At 59.2% G+C, this 17,921-nt stretch carries 19 protein-coding genes; 6 read left to right on the forward strand and 13 right to left on the reverse strand.

The window, feature by feature from the left end:
* Nucleotides 1-155 precede the first annotated feature (155 nt).
* The gene (locus tag RY831_RS11715) at nucleotides 156-794 is read left to right on the forward strand and encodes a tetratricopeptide repeat protein (protein ID WP_326506527.1); all 639 of its coding nucleotides are present in this window, start codon (nucleotides 156-158) and stop codon (nucleotides 792-794) included.
* Nucleotides 795-937: 143 nt separating this feature from the next.
* Here the strand turns inward: RY831_RS11715 and RY831_RS11720 are convergent, their stop codons facing one another.
* From RY831_RS11720 to lspA, 3 genes are all read right to left on the reverse strand, one after another.
* Nucleotides 938-1,267: a hypothetical protein gene (locus RY831_RS11720; RefSeq protein WP_326506528.1), complete on the reverse strand. Its 330-nt coding sequence runs from the start codon at nucleotides 1,265-1,267 to the stop codon at nucleotides 938-940.
* Nucleotides 1,268-1,340: 73 nt separating this feature from the next.
* Entirely contained in the window at nucleotides 1,341-1,619 is a 279-nt protein-coding gene (locus RY831_RS11725; protein WP_326506529.1) for a hypothetical protein, read from the reverse strand.
* A gap of 133 nt (nucleotides 1,620-1,752) precedes the next feature.
* The gene (lspA, locus tag RY831_RS11730; protein WP_326506530.1) at nucleotides 1,753-2,262 is read right to left on the reverse strand and encodes a signal peptidase II; all 510 of its coding nucleotides are present in this window, start codon (nucleotides 2,260-2,262) and stop codon (nucleotides 1,753-1,755) included.
* A gap of 277 nt (nucleotides 2,263-2,539) precedes the next feature.
* Between lspA and RY831_RS11735 the strand changes: the two genes are divergently transcribed.
* Complete coding sequence (locus RY831_RS11735; protein ID WP_326506531.1) at nucleotides 2,540-2,890, forward strand: DUF1488 family protein; 351 nt, start codon at nucleotides 2,540-2,542, stop codon at nucleotides 2,888-2,890.
* Between the two features lie 403 nt (nucleotides 2,891-3,293).
* Here RY831_RS11735 and RY831_RS11740 read toward each other — a convergent pair whose 3' ends face one another.
* From RY831_RS11740 to RY831_RS11785, 10 genes are all read right to left on the reverse strand, one after another.
* Complete coding sequence (locus RY831_RS11740; protein WP_326506532.1) at nucleotides 3,294-3,617, reverse strand: hypothetical protein; 324 nt, start codon at nucleotides 3,615-3,617, stop codon at nucleotides 3,294-3,296.
* Between the two features lie 481 nt (nucleotides 3,618-4,098).
* Nucleotides 4,099-4,227 (reverse strand): hypothetical protein, encoded by a 129-nt coding sequence (locus RY831_RS11745; RefSeq protein WP_326506533.1) that lies wholly within the window; start codon nucleotides 4,225-4,227, stop codon nucleotides 4,099-4,101.
* A gap of 2 nt (nucleotides 4,228-4,229) precedes the next feature.
* A complete protein-coding gene (locus RY831_RS11750) occupies nucleotides 4,230-4,931 on the reverse strand; it encodes an ABC transporter ATP-binding protein (RefSeq protein WP_326506534.1) in 702 nt (233 codons plus the stop codon).
* Nucleotides 4,932-4,949: 18 nt separating this feature from the next.
* Nucleotides 4,950-5,717, reverse strand: a complete 768-nt coding sequence (locus RY831_RS11755; protein WP_326506535.1) for an ABC transporter ATP-binding protein — start codon at nucleotides 5,715-5,717, stop codon at nucleotides 4,950-4,952.
* Nucleotides 5,714-6,769: a branched-chain amino acid ABC transporter permease gene (locus RY831_RS11760; RefSeq protein WP_326506536.1), complete on the reverse strand. Its 1,056-nt coding sequence runs from the start codon at nucleotides 6,767-6,769 to the stop codon at nucleotides 5,714-5,716. Before RY831_RS11760 ends, RY831_RS11755 begins: the two co-directional genes overlap by 4 nt.
* A 3-nt stretch (nucleotides 6,770-6,772) precedes the next feature.
* A complete protein-coding gene (locus RY831_RS11765; protein WP_326506537.1) occupies nucleotides 6,773-7,645 on the reverse strand; it encodes a branched-chain amino acid ABC transporter permease in 873 nt (290 codons plus the stop codon).
* Between the two features lie 83 nt (nucleotides 7,646-7,728).
* Nucleotides 7,729-8,913, reverse strand: coding sequence for an ABC transporter substrate-binding protein (locus RY831_RS11770; RefSeq protein ID WP_326506538.1), 1,185 nt, complete (start codon nucleotides 8,911-8,913; stop codon nucleotides 7,729-7,731).
* A gap of 25 nt (nucleotides 8,914-8,938) precedes the next feature.
* Complete coding sequence (locus tag RY831_RS11775; RefSeq protein ID WP_326506539.1) at nucleotides 8,939-9,745, reverse strand: alpha/beta fold hydrolase; 807 nt, start codon at nucleotides 9,743-9,745, stop codon at nucleotides 8,939-8,941.
* Nucleotides 9,742-11,340, reverse strand: a complete 1,599-nt coding sequence (locus RY831_RS11780; RefSeq protein ID WP_326506540.1) for a benzoate-CoA ligase family protein — start codon at nucleotides 11,338-11,340, stop codon at nucleotides 9,742-9,744. Before RY831_RS11780 ends, RY831_RS11775 begins: the two co-directional genes overlap by 4 nt.
* Before the next feature lie 228 nt (nucleotides 11,341-11,568).
* A complete protein-coding gene (locus RY831_RS11785) occupies nucleotides 11,569-12,042 on the reverse strand; it encodes a DUF4863 family protein (RefSeq protein ID WP_326506541.1) in 474 nt (157 codons plus the stop codon).
* Nucleotides 12,043-12,254: 212 nt separating this feature from the next.
* On the opposite strand from RY831_RS11785, the gene RY831_RS11790 reads away from it, so the two are divergent.
* The 4 genes from RY831_RS11790 (at nucleotide 12,255) to boxA (ending at nucleotide 17,860) form a co-directional block, all read left to right on the forward strand.
* Nucleotides 12,255-13,160: a helix-turn-helix transcriptional regulator gene (locus RY831_RS11790; RefSeq protein ID WP_326506542.1), complete on the forward strand. Its 906-nt coding sequence runs from the start codon at nucleotides 12,255-12,257 to the stop codon at nucleotides 13,158-13,160.
* A 277-nt stretch (nucleotides 13,161-13,437) separates the two neighbouring features.
* A complete protein-coding gene (gene boxC / locus RY831_RS11795) occupies nucleotides 13,438-15,096 on the forward strand; it encodes a 2,3-epoxybenzoyl-CoA dihydrolase (RefSeq protein WP_326506543.1) in 1,659 nt (552 codons plus the stop codon).
* A 28-nt stretch (nucleotides 15,097-15,124) separates the two neighbouring features.
* Nucleotides 15,125-16,552, forward strand: coding sequence for a benzoyl-CoA 2,3-epoxidase subunit BoxB (boxB, locus tag RY831_RS11800; protein WP_326506544.1), 1,428 nt, complete (start codon nucleotides 15,125-15,127; stop codon nucleotides 16,550-16,552).
* 66 nt (nucleotides 16,553-16,618) lie between these two features.
* The gene (gene boxA / locus RY831_RS11805) at nucleotides 16,619-17,860 is read left to right on the forward strand and encodes a benzoyl-CoA 2,3-epoxidase subunit BoxA (RefSeq protein ID WP_326506545.1); all 1,242 of its coding nucleotides are present in this window, start codon (nucleotides 16,619-16,621) and stop codon (nucleotides 17,858-17,860) included.
* Nucleotides 17,861-17,921: the final 61 nt, after the last annotated feature.

The following is a 17,921-nucleotide window of genomic DNA, read 5'->3' on the forward strand; positions in this document are numbered from 1 at the left end:
CTCGGCTATGTCCGAGCCTGAGAAGCCTGCGAGAGCATTTCCCTCTGACCACGGACAGAGGGAACCGGCCGCTGAAGAGTGTCTCCGGACAGATATGCGTCAGGTGACGCCTGTCCTTTCTGCATGCATTGAACGTTTCATAGAAGCGGATGGCTATGCGCAAGCAAGCATTGTTTCTGATTACTCTGATTGCCTTTCCAATTTTCAAAGAGAGCGTATCAGCACCGGCTCACCTAATGCCGATGTTTGGAGGCCAATCGCAACGCACTTCTTCCAAAAACCAGAAAGCGCTTGTCGCCTTCTATGAAAAACGAGGGTTTACTAGAAAAGAGGGTGCGAGGGAACTCGTTGTGATGGGCTGGAATGCGCTGGAGAAGAAAGATTATGCCAATGCAATCTCTCAACTGAACCAAGCTTGGCTTCTCGATCCTGAAAACGCAGACGTCTATTATGGCTTTGCGCGTATCGTTGAAAAGCGCGATAAAGACATGAAAAGTGCGGAAGTGCTGTATCGTCAGGCAATCACAAAGGAAGATGTCGCACCTGAAACATATGTCGATTACGGCCGTATCCTATTGGTCCAGGGGCGCGTTGATGACAGTCTTGAGGTTTCATACAAGGCGCTGGACATATCTCCCAAAGTACGAGACGCTCGAATAAATATTGCACAAGCTCATTACCGTAAATCAGATTTTTTCAAAGCATGCAGATGGGCAAGAAGCGCTCGTCAAAACGGTGACAACCTGCCAGCGGGTTTGCAAGACCAGGCGTGCCGCCGTGCGGATGGCGGTTAAACCAGGTACCGCGCAACCTACCGGCATTGCTTGGTGCGGTATGCCGCAGTCGTATGCGCGATTGACGGCTCCGGTGCCAGGAGGAGAGTTTTCAGGCAAAGCCTTGTGTCTGGCAAGGCAGGAATTCAGGAGTGCCTGTCAGTTTATCTAGAGAGGCTCGCTTTCATTATTTCCTGCCTGACTACATCGTTCAATGCAGTAGATGTTCTAACTGCCGGGCAGCTGGGCACACCGCTATTGGCCTGCGGGGCAAGTCCTTCAGCAGTCAGGTTACAAACCTCTTTCGCCGTTTCGACAGGTACCTTGACCATCAACGGGACTTTTTCAACATCGGCCTGAACTTCTTTCGCAATGGCAGCTTTAATATTGGTGAGGCTGACTTCCACCATTTGCGGAGTCTGCGCAGTGGCAGTCCCCGCCATCACTGCCGCAAGAATGAAGGCTTTGCGCAATAGGTATCTTGAGCTGATCATCACTCAGGCTCCTGCAGATAAAGCTCCCGGAATACGTCACTGCAACAGGGGCGACGCATCCAAGGCGCCACAATTATTTCTCTTTCGCAGGTGTAATATCCACGTTGGGTACCTGCACGGTCCGTTCCTCTTTCTTGATAGTTGGAACTTCAACCGTCTTTTCTTCCTTCTTAACAGTAACCTCGGGCGTTTTCACATCATATTCTGGGAGCTTCATATTGCCCTCCTGAGTCTTTTCGACTTCATACTTGGGCAGGCTCACGTTTCCTTCTTTCGTTTTTTCGACGTCACAAGCGGTAAGGCCAACGGCGAACAATGCAGAGGCAACAAGGACAATCTTTCTCGCATTCATGACATTCTCCTAGAGAACAACACCGAAGTAAAAAGATAGACCTCCAGATCGCCTCAGGGTTGTAGCGAAGTTGTTATCAATCGTGACAGGGAAAGAAATTGCGGATTTTCTCCAAATTGAACACCACCATTTTTTAGTTCTGCATGGCAGACTTTTCATTTTTGGATGTGTTGGGCACCTGAGCCGACGCTAGGGTAATTGCCCCGGCAACGATTGCACAATCGGCGAGGTTGAAGACTGGCCAGTGCCAGCCCGCCCAATGCAAGTCTATCCAGTCAATCACCGCTCCTCGGGCTATACGATCGTAGAGATTACCGGCAGCGCCCCCCACAATAAGGGCGAACGCCGTACGCAGTGTTTTGGTCAGCGCATCGTTGAAGAGCATTCCGGCGCCAAGCCATACGATCACGGCAACGGCAAGCGCGGAAAAGAGGTAGCGCTGCCAGCCTCCCGCGTCGCTTAGAAAGCTGAATGCGGCCCCTGGGTTGAGCCAATGTCCGAGGTTGAGAAAAGATGTTAGCGCCATCGATTCACGCAGCGCGAAAGTACGGAAAACAGCTTCCTTGGTCGCAATATCGATAACGAAAATGAAAATCGCTACAGCCACTGCGAATTTCCTGGCAATCTGGTTGGGTGATGTCATAACATTACGTTGGCAGTTTTATTCAATGTGGCTGGAACATTCACCGAGCATTGTGCGTTTCTACCCTTTTGATCGGGTCAATCATCATCTTGCGATACATCGCGTAAGTGGCACTCCGGAATCGATTCATTGATTCGCCTAGTATTTGCACATTCGAAAATAGCTTGTGTTTTCCTTGTTGCATTTCAACCAAGCTTATCGCGATGGGCATAACATATTAGTGGGTTAAAGGAGTTTGACCAAACCCCAGCCTACACGCAACAGTCAGGAGGAAAGTATGAATGACGCTGCGCCTGCAAATCCGGCTTCAGATTGCGTTGCTTTCTCAATCAGCATCAATGCGCAGGAAAGAGAATGCTCGATTTCGCGTGAAGCCCTCAACACGCTTTCAAAGCTGAAGAACATTGACAGCACGGATGCCGATACCTTGGAGCTTTTCAAAGCGTTCGAAACCTTCATTCGACCTGTAGCGCAATCAATCTGTAACGGGAAAATTTCCCAAGCGCCGCTTCGGCTTACTCCCGAGAACATGGAGAGTGCTTACAGCAGCCCTATAAAGTTCAAATCCGCAATACGCGTGATGACCTTTGCTTCGCAAAATGAAGTTAGAAAGGATACCGTACCTTAATACGTGTTATCCCTAATAGAGCAGCGTAGAAACTTGGCGCAAAGTCAGTCCGTCGTACGGAAAATCCAACCCAAAGAGGTGGAGGAGACAGACAAAAGCCCACACTTGTAAAAGTGTGGGCTTTTTACTTTGCAACTGTCAGCTCCGAAGGAAAAGAGCCCATGTACTACAACCGGCGGGGAGCGTACACGAGCCGAAGCCCCCGTGCGGGGGGAGGAGACGAGTAGAGTTGAGTGAATTGCGAGCCGACCGTTCCTTAAATCTTTCACGGTTCAGATTCGAGAATGTGCACCTGTGCGCTCGGGAAAGCCTGACGTCCTCAATCCTTGTAGGTGCATATCCGCTGAACTTCGCAACGTCAACTTCTTGCCTTGTGGTCTTGCTGACCTCGTCAAGAAATAGCTTATCCAAGACTCGTACTTTCAATCTCATTGCGGTTCAGATACTTCTTTACACTGGCAGAATCGTAGACAATTGTGAGATGCCTGAATTTAAGGGCTTCTTCGGCAATTTCGAAAATCGAAACTCCGTCCATGACCATTAAACGCCCGTCTTTAAGTATCCAGGTATAGGAGAACTGCAGGGCAGCGGTTCGTGCCTTGCCCAGGCCGTCGAACAAATTTGTCAGGCGAGCTATCGCCAATCGGCTATTGGAAAATAGCCGAGTATGAAATTCCTTAACGCCCAATGTTCCTGATATTGGTGCCTTGACGGTAGCACTATCCATGAATAACTCAAGTACGGCTGCAAGGTCCTTGCGTAGAAGTGCCTCCTGGTATTGGCGACAGAGTTCGTATGAATACATGTAGAGGCATCCTCTGGCTGAACATCGGAAAGCAGCATTATTCGGCTTACCACAGCGTTTAAACTTTGACCCAGGTCAATTTCACCGAGATGCCATTTATGTTTATTAGTGGAAACGGAGTGCGCTCTAATGCAGGCGATGCTGTGAAATTTATCGGTATAGCGGCAGCATTAACTCCGGGAGTCTGTTCAAAGTCTCCACAGAAAGACGTCAATAAAGGCCGCCGCGCCCTATGCTGGTTGTGATGTAGCGTGCATTCGCAGTTTTTCCGGAGGTGGCTGGACTCATCGAGCCGGGCATACTCGCTCGTAAGCAGGTTTAGAGTGGCGCAGACCACATCATAGACTTCGTTGCGTGGTCTTCTCGCCAAGTCCATGCCCTTGCGGGCAAGGCAGGATGACACTTATTCGATGAATGGGGACTTGAGCTGGCGGTTTTCCTGTCCGGCATAGGGCGACGCGGTCGCGGCGGAACAAACGCCGGCCGAAGCGGGAATGCCTGCAATAAGCAGATGAAGGCAGGCGAGTTTCATGGTCACACGCCGAGATACTTCGCCAGCGCCTCGGGCGCGTCAAGCAATGCCTTCGATTCTCCCTGCAGCACCACCTTGCCTTTTTCCAGCAGCACCGCCGAGTCGGTATGCGAGAGCACCGTGCGGTAATTACGGTCGACGATCAGGGTGCTGATACCGGTCTCGCGGATCTTCGATACGACGCGCCAGATTTCCTGCACGATCAGCGGTGCCAGGCCTTCGGTGGCTTCATCGAGGATCATCAGGTCGGGATTGGTCATGAGCGCGCGGCCGATCGACAGCATCTGCTGCTCGCCACCGGACAATTGCTGCCCGCCGTGCTCCAGCCTTTCCTTCAGGCGGGGGAAGGTGTCGAGCACGCGCTCGTAGGTCCAGTCGCGCCGGCCGCCGGGCCCAGGGCGGGCGCTCATCAGCAGGTTCTCGCGCACCGACAGGTTGGGGAAAATGCCGCGCCCTTCGGGCACGTAGCCTATGCCGAGGCGCGCCATCTTTTCCGGCGGACTGCCGGTGACGTTTTTGCTGCGCCAGGACACCGTGCCGGATTTTGCCGGCACATAGCCCAGCAGCGAGCGGATCAGCGTGGTCTTTCCCATGCCGTTGCGCCCGAGCAGCCCGATCGCCTTGCCGCCGGGGATGTCGAGATCGACGCCATGCAGGATGTGGCTGTCGCCGTAGTAAGTGTTGAGCGATTTGATCTGAAGCACGTCGGTCCCCGCGATTGATTAGTGGTCGCCGAGGTAGGCGGCCTGTACGTCGGCATTGCTGCGGATTGCGCTTGGCAGGTCGCTGGCAATGACCTCGCCGTTGACCATGACGGTAATGCGGTCGGCGATGCGGAATACCGCATCCATGTCATGCTCGACCAGCAGCACCGCATGGCCGTGCTTGAGCTTGGCGAGCAAGGCCAGCATGCGGTCGGTTTCCTCCGCGCCCATGCCGGCCAGCGGCTCGTCCAGCAGAAGCACGCGCGGGGAGGTCGCCAGGCACATCGCGATTTCCAACTGGCGCTTCTTGCCGTGGCTGAGGCTGCCGGCCTGCATCGGGGCCACGTCGGACAAGCCGGTGTCGTCCAGTGCCTGGCGGGCGATGGCATTGCTCTGCCGGCATTGGGCCGCCGATTCCCAAAGGGCCCATGGTCGCTGCAGCGCCGCCTGGGCCGACATGCGGCAGTTCTCCAGCACGGTGAACGTGGGGAAGATGGTCGTGCGCTGGTAGCTGCGACCGATGCCCGATCGCGCGCGTTTCGGCTGCGGCAGCCGGGTGACGTCGGCGCCGTCGAGCAGGATTGTGCCGTCCGATACCGGGATTTCCCCCGACAGCATGTTGATCAGCGTGGACTTGCCGGCGCCGTTGGTGCCGATCACCGCATGCACTTCGCCGACATGCAGATCGACCGAGACATTGCTGACCGCCTTGAGTCCGCCGAAGCGGCGGGTCAGGCCGTTGGCGCGCAGCAGCGCGCCGGCGGATGTGCCTGGCTGGTTCATCATTGTTCAGCTCCTGCAGCCGGTTTCTTCGATGCGGTCTGACCGATGCGTCCGAAGCGCCCGCCCATCGATGCCAGGCCGATCAGGCCCTTGGGCAGCAGTGCGACGAAGAAGATCATGGTCAGCCCGAGCGTCAGTTGCCAGCGCAGCGCGAAGCTGCCGAAGATGGCTTCCGACGAATAGAATTCCTTGAGCAGCACGAACGCCGCAGCGCCTATGACCGCGCCGCGCAGCGAACCGAGGCCGCCGAGGATGATCATCAGCAGTACGGCTCCTGATTCATGCCATGACAGCATTTCCGGATTGACCGTGCCGTTCTTGGTCGCCATCAGGAAGCCGGCAAGGCCTGCCAGCACGCCGGCCAGCACGAAGGCGGCCAGCTTGTACCAGTAGGTCTGGTAGCCGGCGGCGCGCATGCGCTGTTCATTGATGCGGATGCCAGCCAGCGCATGGCCGAAGCGCGAGCGCTTCACCATCGCCAGCACGCCGAAGGTGAAGGCGAGCGAACCGAGCGCGAAGAAATAGAGATGGCTTCCCTTGTCGAGATCGATCAGCACCGTGTCGCCCATCGTCAGTGCCGGACGCAGCGTCAGGTACATGCCGTCGCTGCCGCCGCCGATATTCGTATCGTGGAATACGTAATAGGCCATCTGCGCGAAAGCCAGCGTCACCATGATGAAGTAGACGCCCTTGGTGCGCAGGCTGAGCGCCCCCACCGCCAGCGCGTAGACGCCGGCGGCCAGCATCGCCAGCGGCAGCAGCTTCAGGATGGAACCCTGTTCGGTATCGGGCGAGGCAAGTCCGGTGACATAGGCGGCCAGTCCGAAGAATGCCGCATGGCCGAGACTTACCAGTCCGGTCGTGCCTACCAGCAGTTCGAGGCTGAGGGCGAAGATCGCATAGACGACGATGCGCAGCACCAGGTCCTGCATGTAGGAGGACAGGAAGTTGGGCAGGACCGCCAGCAGCGCGAGCACGGCCAGCGGCAGCAGCCAGTGAAAGCGTTGCGGTGGAGCAGGCATGGCGGCATTGGTTGCGAGTATGGTGGTGCTCATGGTTTAGTATCCTTTGCTCCTGAGGCCTTCCGGACGCCAGATGAGCAGGATGGCCATCACCACATAGATGCCGATACCGCTCATCTGGGCGAAGAACACCTTGCCGAAGGTGTCGACGAAGCCGACCAGCAGAGATGCTATCAGCGCGCCGGAAATCGAGCCGATGCCGCCGATGACCACGACGACGAAGCAGATGATCAGCACCTGTCCGCCCATGCCTGGATAGACCGAGGCCATTGGCGCGGCGATCATGCCGGCCAGAGCCGCCAGAGCGACGCCGGCGGCGAACACGATGCGGTACAGCAGGCGGATGTTGATGCCCAGGCCGCGCACCATGTCGCGGTTGCTGGCGCCGGCGCGGATCATCATGCCCAGCCGGGTGCGGTTGACCACAAAGTACAGGCCGATGGCGATCACGATGCAGGCGGCGGAGGCGAACAGGTTATAGACAGGATAGGTCATCACGTCGCCGAGCGCGATGCTTCCGGTCAGCCACTCGGGCGCCTTGACGCCATGCACATCGTTGCCGACCAGTATGCTGCGCAGTTCCTCGAATACAAGAATCAGCGCATAGGTCATCAGCACCTGCTGCAGGTGGTCGCGCTGGTAGAGATAACTGAAGAACACCCACTCCAGCACGAAGCCGAACAGGGCGGACAATATGATACCGGCGAGCAGCATCAGGATGAACTGGTCGCCGAAGAACGGAGCAATCGAAAAGGCCAGATAGGCGCCGATCATGTAGAAGCTGCCGTGCGCCAGATTGATGACGCCCATGATGCCGAAGATCAGTGTCAGGCCGCTGGCCACCAGGAACAGCAGCAATCCATACTGGATGGAATTGAGGCACTGGACCAGGAATGTGGATATGTCCATGAGAATCGTTTGCTCGGGGTGGAAAAGATGCGCCGCCGGGGAAGGCGGGGCGGCGCATCGGCAGGTGTGAGCGTGATCGGCGATCAGCCCTGCTTGCAGCCGCGTGCCGGATCGGCCAGTGCCTTGATCGCTACACCCTTGACTTCATTGTTGTTGCCCTTGACCTCGCGCAGGTAGATGTCCTGGATCGGATTGTGCGCCGGCGACAGCGTGAACTTGCCGCGCGGGCTGTCGATGGCGGCGCTGCGCATGGCGAGGATCATCTGGTCGCGCTTGCCGATATCGCCTCCAACCGCTTTCACGCCGGTGGCCAGCAACTGCGCGGCGTCATAGCCCTGCACCGCGTAGACATCGGCGTTGGTCTTGTAGGTCTTGGCGAAATTGAGGCGGAAGGTGTTGTCGCGCGGCGTGTTCAGGTTGTCGGCGTAGTGCAGGGTGGTGACCATGCCCTGCGCCGCCGCACCCTGCGCTTCCAGCGTGCCGTCGGTCAGGAAGCCGGGGCCGTAAAGCGGGATGGTCTTGTTCAGGCCGGCGGCCACATAATCCTTGACGAACTTGACCGCGCCGCCACCGGCGAAGAACGCGTACACCGCATCCGGCTTCTGCGAGGCGATCTGCGTCAGCAGCGCCTGGTATTCGACGTTGGGGAAGGGCAGGGTCAGGGACTGGCTGACCTTGCCGCCGGCCTTTTCGAAACCTTCCTGGAAGCCCTTGACCGACTCGTTGCCGGCGGCGTAATTCCAGGTGATGGTCATGACGTTCTTGTGGCCGCGGTCTGCCGCGACCTTGCCCATCGCATAAGCCGGCTGCCAGTTGGAAAACGATGTGCGGAAAATGTTCTTGGCGCACATGGCGCCGGTAATGACGTCGGCGCCGGCGTTCGGCACGATGAGCAAGGTGTTGGTTTCGCGGGCGACCTTCGCCATGGTCAGCGCCACGCCGGAGTGCACCGTGCCGACCAGCACGTCGACCTGGTCGCGCTTGATCAGCTTGTTGACGTTGTCGGTGGCCTTGGCCGGGTCGGATTCGTCATCCACCTTGAAATACTGCACCTCGCGCCCGCCGATCTTGCCGCCCTGTTCGGCGACATACATCTTGAAGCCGTTCTCGATCATGTTGCCGAGATTGGCAAAGGTGCCGGTGGCCGGCAGCATGAAGCCAACCTTGATCGGTCCCTGCGTCTGCGCCACGGCTGGGGCAGCGGAGAGCGCGCCCACGACTGCAGCGGCGATGGCTGTTGTAACGGCCGGCTTGAAGAGGTGTTTCATTATTGTCTCCTTGGTATTGAACGCGTCAGCCTTGGCTGACGATGAATCGAGCTGCTTCTTTCATGAGCGCTTCAGGTTGATCCCGGTGCGGCGAATGGCCGCATCCGGGAAGTATAACTAGGCGTGTCCGAGGCGCTTTTCTCCGGATGCCGCGGATCTGTTCTAGCGTACCATACTCATCGTCTTCTCCCTGTATCGCCAGCACCGGGCAGGTGATGTTCGGCAGTTCCGGTTCGATGTTCCATGCCCGGAATGCGGGGTCGAGCCAGATGTCGTTCCAGCCCCAGAACGCCGAATCCGGATCGGCGTGGTAGCGTGCGAGTCGCGCGCGCATGTCGGTGGAAAGGTAGGTTTCCCTTGCCTGCCAGATGCTGGCGACGGAAACCTCCTCCACGAAAATATGCGGCGCAACAACCACGATACCGCTGACGGCTTCCGGATAGCGGGCCGCGTACAGCAGAGCAATCGATCCGCCGTCGCTATGGCCGAACAGCCAGGGTTTCTCGATGCCGAGCGCGGAAAACAGCAGCGGCAGCACCTCGTGCGCCTGGCGATGCATGAATTCGACCGGCCAGCGTTCGCCGTCCGGTCGCGGTGTCGAGTTGCCATAGCCGTAGCGCGAAAAGACCAGGCCGGTCAAGCCGCTGACTTCGCAGAACCGCGCCGGAAAATCCTTCCACATCGAAATCGAACCCAAACCCTCATGCAGGAAAACCACGACCGGATGCGCAGATTCCCGCGCGCCTACCCATTGGTATTCCATGCGCAGCGGACGGTTCCGCCAGTCGATATCGACATACCCGCTGACTGGCTGATGCGGCATGCCCGTCATGCATGCATTTCCTGCAAGGCGCGCAGCTTGAAGCGCTGTATCTTGCCGGTGGCGGTCTTGGGCAGTTCGGTGACGAACAGGATGTCGCGCGGGTACTTGTGCGGCGCTAGCTTGCCCTTGACGAAGCCCTTCAGTTCTTCGGCCAGCGCCGGCGTCTCGGCCTGGCCCCTGGAGAGCACCACGTAGGCGGAAGTCTTGGTCAAGCCTTCCGCATCGATCTTGCCGACCACCGCGCATTCCAGCACGGCCGGATGTTCAATCAGGACATTTTCGATTTCGATAGGCGATACGTACTGCCCGCTGACCTTGAGCATGTCGTCGCTGCGGCCGGAGTAGCAGTAGTAGCCGTCCATGTCCACCACATATTTGTCGCCGCTTCTGAGCCATTCGCCGATGAAGGTGGAGCGGCTCTTTTCCCGGTTGCACCAGTAAAACAGCGCCGAACTCGGGCCGCGGATATAGAGGTCGCCGATTTCGCCGGGGGCGACGCGCTGGCCGCCCTCATCCCTCAGTTCCACGTCGTAACCGGGCACTGGCTGGCCCGAAGTGCCGTAACGCACGCTGCCGGCACGGTTGGAGATGAAAATGTGCAGCATCTCGGTGGAGCCGAGCCCGTCGAGAATGTCGCAGCCGAAATGCCTCTTGAATTTTTCACCGACTTCGCGCGGCAGCGCCTCGCCGGCCGAGGTGCAGACGCGCAATGCGACATCTTCCTTCTTCGGCAGCGCGTCCGACGCCAGCATCGCGACGTACAGCGTCGGCACGCCGTAGAAAATGGTGGGCTTGTGGTCCACCAGTCGCTTGAACACGGCCGGCGGCGTCGGCCGTTCCGCCATCAGCACCACGGTGGCGCCGACGCTGAGCGGAAAGGTCAGGCCATTGCCCAGGCCGTAGGCGAAGAACAGTTTCGCCGCAGAAAAGACGACATCATTCTCGCGGATGCCGAGGATGGGTTTGCCGTACAACTCGGCGGTCCAGAACAGGTTGCCATGCGAATGCACAGTGCCTTTCGGACGGCCGGTGGACCCGGATGAATACAGCCAGAACGCGAAATCGTCGGCCGCGGTGTTGGCGCAGGCCGATACCGGCAGCGGCTCGGCGGCAAGCAGATCTTCCAGCGGACGCATGCCGCTGTTGGGGATGTTGGCCTCGCCGCCGCCGGCGACGATCAGTTGCGGGCGCATGTCGGTCATGTTGGCCATGTTGGCCTTGTGCAGCGCTTCCTCAACGCAGCTCTGCAGCGGCCTGGAAAAAACGACAGCCTTGGCACCGCTGTGCTCCATCATGTACGCGTAATCGTCGGCCGGCAGCAGGGTATTGACCGGCACCGGGATGACGCCCGCATACAGCGCACCCAGGAAGACCACAGGCATGTCCGTGGTGTCATGCATAATCAGCAGGATCCGTTCCTCGCGCCGGATGCCGCTGGCGAGGATCCCGGCTGCGAAGCGGCGCACGCGCTGCTCCAGATCGCCATAGGTCATGCTTCCGCCGTCGTCGATATAGGCAATCTTTTCGGCGCGCCCGGCATTGAGTTCCAGAATGTGGCGGGCAAAATTAAAGCGCTGCGGCAGCGCTGCGGTAGGCTGGCTCATCTTTATCTCCTGTACGTGAGGCCGGCTTCCACCTGGAGGTGCGGCCTGCCTGACGTTCTCTTCTGCTTGGTGAGGCGGCTGTTCTATCGGCGCCGCTCTGCTTTTGCTGGTTGTTCCGGTTTTTGCCAGTTTTGCCGGTTCAGCGCCGGTCGCTGCCTGCGCTTGCCGTACGAGTCATCGCCCGGGAATCCGCTTGTGACCGGCCGGCAAGGGTGGCGGAGTTCTACTTCAGGCGGCCGCGGCGGTGAAATGGATCGCGCCCTGCGGCAACAGGTAAAGAACCAGCGCACGGCCCTTGGTCACGGTCGGCCGGTGCGCGCTGCCAGGGCCGTACACGCACCAGCCCGCAGGATGGCCGTCGAAACTCGCACCCTCGGTCAGCGGCATGATCAGGTCGATCTCGCCATTGGGATGAGCATGATGCGGACCGGCAATGTCTTCCATCTCCACTACATCGACGCTGAAATTGTGTGTCGCCTCGGTGGCTTTCAGTACACGGCCGTAACGAATGCCGTCAGCCTGCCGGTTGCACAGCCAGCCGTCGCGCACACCGATCTTGCAGGCATCAAAAATCTGTTGATAAAGTTCGCTGCCGGCGCCGTGCTGTTGATTGAGGCGGGATGCGAGGGAGGACTCCAGGGGCAGCCCGTCGATCTCTTCGGTGACCTTGCGGATCAATTCGCGGAAACGGTCGACATCCATTGCATATCTCCTTGGAATGCACTCAAGTGCATGACATTGGAACAAGATTGCCTTTTTATGTCGCCGAGTTTAGGTGTACTATGTTGCATGTGTCAAGCGCTATTGGTAACTATATTTCACTTTACTTGATGTCGCATGCAATCGTTTTTTGCGATAATCGCGCATCTGTTACAAGCTGAAAATGCTGCCTTATCCAGGAGAAAGAAGCACGTATGACCGCGCAAAACCTAATGACCGAAAGCCCGGAAGAGGAAAAGGATCCGTTCCTGGTGGCCTTGGGCGAGCGGTTGCGTGCCCTGCGTTCCCGCCGCGGCCTGACCCGCAAGGCGCTGGCCAGGCTGGCCAACGTATCCGAGCGGCACCTCGCCAACCTGGAATCGGGTGTCGGCAATGCGACGCTGCAATTCTTGCGTCAGCTGACCTCGGTATTGAACTGCACCCTGGCGGAAATGATCGGCGATGAAACCGCCACGTCGCCCGAATGGCTGATGATTCGGGAAATCCTGCGCGGACGTTCCGACGAGGAACTCGCCAAGGCCCGTTCGACGCTGGCCGGCATGTTCGATGCGCCGACCAGCGAAACCGCCCGTCGCCAGCGCATTGCGCTTGTCGGCTTGCGCGGCGCCGGCAAGTCCAGCCTCGGCCGCATGCTGGCCGATTACTGGATGGTGCCTTTCGTGGAACTCAGCCGCCACGTGGAAACCGTGGCGGGATGCAGCGTGGCCGAGATTCATGCACTGTACGGTCCGAGCGCCTACCGCCGATATGAATACCGGGCGCTGGAAGACATCATCCAGCGTTTCCCGCGCGCGGTGATCGCCACTCCTGGCGGTATCGTGTCCGATCCGGCCACCTTCAATCTGCTGCTCTCTCATTGCTATACGGTATGGCTGAAGGCTTCGCCGCGCGACCACATGGAAAGAGTACTGGCCCAGGGCGATACGCGACCGATGTCGGGCAACCGCGAGGCGATGGAAGACCTGAAGAGCATCCTGGAGAGCCGCGCCGCGTTCTACTCCAAGGCGGATCGAACCTTCGATACTAGCGAGATGACGCAGGAGAACGCGTTTTTCGGCCTGATGGAAGAATTGCGCGACGAGGTGAAGCTTCCGGCCTGAGTTGCAATGGCGCAAGCGCCGCTTGCCTTTGTGTATGCCGATCAATGCCGGAAGACATTGTCTCCCGGCATTTTTCATTTCCTGCTCATTCCAGCCGGTAATGCGATGACTATGCGATGGCTGGCTCTCCGATACAAGTTTTCCGACTGAACGGCATTTGATGAAGAAAAATGCAGGTACACGAATTCAAGTGCATCTGAGTTCTTGACACTGCATCAAAGCTGCAATATAGTGCGTTTCAAGCCTGATCGATGCACCATACTTCACCGAGGAGCCCATGAGCACCGCACCCTACGTCAATTACGAAACCTCGCCCGAGCGTTACAAGCACTGGACCCTGGCAGTCGACGGTCCGATCGCCACGCTCACCATGAATATCGATGAGGACGGCGGCCTGAAGGAGGGCTACAAGCTCAAGCTCAATTCCTACGACCTCGGCGTCGACATTGAGCTGCATGATGCCGTCCAGCGCATCCGCTTCGAACATCCGACGGTGAAGACCGTGGTCATCACCAGCAGCCGCGACCGCATTTTCTGCTCGGGCGCCAACATCTTCATGCTCGGGAAGTCTTCCCATGCGTGGAAGGTCAATTTCTGCAAATTCACCAACGAGACGCGCAACGGACTGGAAGACTCCAGCCGCCACGGCGGTCTCAAGTTCGTCGCCGCCGTCAACGGCGCCTGCGCCGGCGGTGGCTATGAATTGGCTGCGGCCTGTGATGAAATCATCCTCGTCGATGACCGCTCCTCGTCGGTCAGCCTGCCGGAAGTGCCGCTTCTGGGCGTATTGCCCGGCACCGGCGGCCTGACCCGCCTGACCGACAAGCGCAAGGTGCGTCACGACCATGCCGACATCTTCTGCACCACCACCGAGGGTGTGCGCGGGCAGCGCGCCAAGGACTGGAAGCTGGTCGATGAAGTCGCCAAGCCGGCCCAGTTCGCCGAGACCGTGCGCCGGCATGCGATGGCACTCGCGGAAAAAAGCCAGCGGCCTTCCCAGGCGAACGGCGTCAAGCTGACGCCGCTCAGCCGCAGCCAGTCGGATAATGGCGTGGACTATGAATTCGTCAGCGTAGCGATCGACCGCAACAACCGCACCGCGACTTTGACCGTGAAGTCGCCGTCGGCCGCGCAGCCCAAGGATGCGGCGGGCATCGAGGCCGCCGGCGTCAACTGGTGGCCGCTGCAGTTCGCCCGTGAACTCGACGACGCCATCCTGCACCTGCGCACCAACGAACTCGACATCGGCACCTGGGTGCTGAAGTCCGCCGGCGATCCGCAGGCCGTGCTGGACGTCGATGCCACGCTCGCCGCCAACAAGGAACACTGGCTGGTGAAGGAGACCGTTGGTTTCCTGCGCCGCACGCTGGCGCGCCTGGATGTAACCTCGCGTTCGCTGTTCGCCTTCATCGAAGAAGGATCGTGCTTTGCCGGCACGCTGCTCGAAGTCGCGCTCGCCGCCGACCGCAGCTACATGCTGGCCTTGCCCGACGATGCCGACAAGGCGCCGAAAATCGCAGTCTCCGAACTCAACTTCGGCACGTATCCGATGGTCACCGGCGAATCGCGCATCGGCCGCCGATTCTATGGCGACGATGCCGCGGTCGGCGCGGTGCGCGAGACCAGGGGCAAGCTGCTGGATGCCGACGAGGCCATGGCGCTGGGCATGATCACCTTCAACCCGGATGACATCGACTGGGCGGATGAAACGCGCATGGTGATCGAAGAGCGCGCCAGCATGTCGCCGGATGCGCTTACCGGCATGGAAGCCAACCTGCGTTTCAACGGGAAGGAGACCATGGAGACACGTATCTTCGGCCGCCTCACCGCGTGGCAGAACTGGATCTTCATCCGTCCGAACGCCGTCGGCGAACTCGGCGCGCTGAAAGTCTACGGTTCCGGCAACAAGGCCAAGTTCGATCTGAACCGCGTTTGAACGATTCGACAATTTCAAGGAAACCACCGTGAGCACAATCAACTACAGCGAAAAGATTCCGAACAACGTCAACCTCTCCGAGGACCGCACCCTGCAGCGCGCGCTGGAACACTGGCAGCCCAACTACCTGCAGTGGTGGCAGGACATGGGCCCGAACGGCTCGACCAACTTCGACGTCTACCTGCGCACCGCGATCAATGTCACGCCGGAAGGCTGGGCCCACTTCGGCCACGTCAAGATGCCCGACTACCGCTGGGGCATCTTCCTGGCGCAGCAGGAAGAGGGCCGCAAGGTCAACTTCGGCGAGAACAAGGGCATGGATGCCTGGCAAGAAGTGCCGGGTGAGCACCGCGCCAACCTGCGCCGCATCATCGTCACCCAGGGCGATACCGAGCCGGCCTCGGTCGAGCAGCAGCGCCATCTCGGCCTGACCGCACCGTCCCAGTACGACATGCGCAACCTGTTCCAGATCAACGTGGAAGAAGGCCGGCACCTGTGGGCGATGGTCTATCTGCTGCACAAGTATTTCGGCCGCGACGGCCGCGAGGAGGCCGAAGCACTGCTGCAGCGCAACTCCGGCAACGATGACAATCCGCGCATTCTCGAAGCCTTCAATGAAGAGACGCCGGACTGGCTGGCGTTCTACATGTTCACCTATTTCACCGACCGCGACGGCAAGTTCCAGCTCAATGCGCTGGCCGAGTCGGGTTTCGATCCGCTGTCGCGCACCTGCCGCTTCATGCTGACCGAGGAAGCCCATCACATGTTCGTCGGCGAATCCGGCATCTCGCGCGTGATACAGCGCACCGTCGACATCATGAAGACCCACGGCATCGAGGATCCGGCGGAAGTGCGCAAGCACGGCGTGATCGATCTGCCCACCATCCAGCGCTACCTGAATTTCCATTTCAGCGTGACGATCGACCTGTTCGGCGCCGACCAGTCGTCCAACGCCGCGATCTTCTACAGTTCCGGACTGAAGGGCCGGTATGAGGAGACCAAGCGCGACGACGACCATCTGCTGAAGAACAACCAGTACAAGATCCTCGAGATCCAGGGCGACAGGATCATGGAAAAGGAAGTGCCGATGCTCAACTCGCTCAACGAAGTGCTGCGCGATGACTTCATCCGGGACTCCATCGCCGGCATCGGACGCTGGAACCGCGTGATCGAGAAGGCAGGCTTGAGCTTCCGCCTGCAGGCGCCGCACAAGGCTTTCAACCGCCATATCGGCACCTTCTCGGGACACAAGGTGTCGCCGGACGGCCGCGTGATTTCGGAAGCGGAATGGGCAGCGAATGTGCGCAACTGGCTGCCGAGCGAAGAAGACCGCGCATACGTCGCCTCGCTGATGGGCCGCGTGATCGAACCGGGCAAGATGGCCAACTGGATCGCGCCGCCGCCGGTGGGCATCAACCGCCAGCCGATCGATTTCGAGTACGTGCGATTTAACTAAGCAGCATAGCAGCATCATGGGCCGGAGCTGTGCCGGCCCCGTTTCACCCACTCAAGACTGGCCGCCATGAACGCACCCGAACCAATCGCCTTCATCCGTCAACATCTCATCGACCCCGAGGTTTGCATCCGCTGCAACACCTGCGAAGAGACCTGCCCGATCGACGCGATCACCCACGACAGCCGCAATTACGTGGTCAAGGCCGATGTCTGCAATGCCTGCGGTGCCTGCATCTCCCCGTGCCCGACCGGCTCCATCGATCACTGGCACATCGTACCGAAGGCATCCGCCTATTCGATCGAGGAGCAGCTGACCTGGGATGAATTGCCGCCCAAGCAGGACATCGATCCCGGCGTGCTCGACCGGGCCGCCAGCGACAATGCCGCTGAAGCCGCAACCGAGGAAGTGCAGGTCAATGCCTCGAGCGCGCTGACCTCGTCGGTACCACCATGGTCGGCCGCGCATCCTTACATCAACCTTTACACGCTGAAGAATCCGATCACGGCGACCATTGCCGGCAATTACCGGCTGACCGACCCCGGCGTGGAGAGCGACATTCATCACATCGTGCTCGATTTCGGCACGCAGGTGTTTCCCATCCTGGAAGGCCAGTCGATCGGCATTATCCCGCCCGGCACCGATGCCAATGGCAAGCCGCACTACCTGCGCATGTACTCGGTAGCCAGCCCGCGCAGCGGCGAGCGCGAAGGCTACAACAATCTTTCGCTCACCGTGAAGCGCGTGGTCACCGACCATGAGGGCAGGCCGACGGCCGGGGTTGCATCGAACTATCTGTGCGATTTGCAGAAAGGCGACACGGTGCAGGTGACCGGCCCCTTCGGCACCAACTACCTGATGCCCAACCATGCGGGCTCCAACATCCTGATGATCTGCACCGGCACCGGGTCGGCGCCGATGCGCGCGATGACCGAACACCGGCGCCGGCTGGAATCCAACGGCAGGAAGACCGGCAAGCTGATGCTGTTCTTCGGTGCGCGCAATCCGCAGGAGCTGCCTTACTTTGGCCCGCTGCTCAAGCTGCCCGATCATTTCATCGACAAGCATTTCGCCTTTTCCCGCGTGGAAGGTCAGCCAAAGACTTATGTGCAGGACAAGATACGCGACGCCGGCAAGCAGGTGGCGGAACTGCTGCGCGGCGACACCTACCTCTATATCTGCGGCCTCAAGGGCATGGAGACCGGCGTGATGGATGCGCTGCGCTCGGTCTGCACCGCGGAAGGCATGGACTGGAGCGAATTGTCGGCGAAGATGGTCAGGGAAGGGCGTCTGCACGTCGAGACGTACTGAACCGAAATACACGGAAACGGGGCGCATGCGCCCTGTTTTGCCTTTCTGATTTCTATTCAGT

It is taken from the genome of Noviherbaspirillum album, from assembly GCF_035916955.1.
In the GTDB taxonomy this organism is placed as follows: domain Bacteria; phylum Pseudomonadota; class Gammaproteobacteria; order Burkholderiales; family Burkholderiaceae_D; genus Noviherbaspirillum; species Noviherbaspirillum album.